This window comes from Micrococcus sp. HMSC31B01 (genome assembly GCF_001816085.1).
Classification (GTDB): Bacteria; Actinomycetota; Actinomycetes; order Actinomycetales; family Micrococcaceae; genus Micrococcus; species Micrococcus luteus.
The window spans coordinates 1-828 of the sequence record NZ_KV825016.1; the positions used below are offsets into that span (position 1 = coordinate 1).

Annotated in this window: 1 protein-coding gene and 1 pseudogene; one reads left to right on the top strand and one right to left on the bottom strand. The window is 66.4% G+C overall.

Features of this window, described 5'->3' with window-relative positions; translation table 11 throughout:
• A partial coding sequence (locus HMPREF3105_RS03655) for an integrase core domain-containing protein (protein WP_141762420.1) occupies positions 1-373 on the top strand: 373 nt, incomplete at its 5' end.
• A gap of 27 nt (positions 374-400) precedes the next feature.
• Here HMPREF3105_RS03655 and nrdI read toward each other — a convergent pair.
• A pseudogene (gene nrdI / locus HMPREF3105_RS03660) lies at positions 401-733 on the bottom strand (class Ib ribonucleoside-diphosphate reductase assembly flavoprotein NrdI); the annotation flags it as partial.
• Positions 734-828: the final 95 nt, after the last annotated feature.

Genomic DNA, 828 nt, shown 5'->3' on the forward strand with positions numbered 1-828 from the left:
TCACCGGCACGGGCACCCTGTGCAGCCCGGCGAGCTGATCGCGCACAGCGATGCCGGGTCGCAGTACACGAGCCTTCGCTTCGCCGAGCACCTGGCCGCCGAGGGCATCGCCGCGTCCATCGGGACCGTCGCCGATGCGTATGACAACGCGCTCATGGAATGCGTCATCGGCTTGTACAAGACCGAGTGCATCACCACCACGATCTTCCACAACGGCCCGTACAAGACCATCGCCGACGTCGAGTACGCCACCGCCGGATGGGTCGAGTGGTACAACAATCGAAGGCTCCACTCGTCCCTGGCTATGACCACCCCGGCCGAGTACGAGACTGCCTACTACGCCGCCCTCAACCGAGAGCTGGCACCCACATAGGAGCGGCACGAAACCCGGGACGCTTCACTCACCGAAGTTCGTGTTCCCCGCCGTGATCATCCCCCGGATGAGGGCCCGGTTCGCCGGGTCGTTCAGGAACGAGATCACCTGTTTCGGAACCGCCCCGGCTCGTTCCCCGCCGCCGTACGTGGGGACGACCAGCACGTACGGCCGTGCCACTCGAATCAGTCCTTCGGCACGAAGGCGTAGCGGGATGCGCACGGCGGGCCGGTCGAGCCGTTCGACGAACCGGCGGGTGTTCTCCGACACGCTCGAGAAGAACACGAGATCAGGCGACTGGGCGGTGGCGAGCTCGCGCACCGAGAGCGCTGCGCGCCCGGATGCTGACGGGGCTGGCATGGCGGTCCTCCTCGCTCCCAGGGCTGTGACGCACCACGCCACCAACCACTACATGTTGTGCCTCACTGAGCCGCCCCCTTCATTCGGTCCGGACG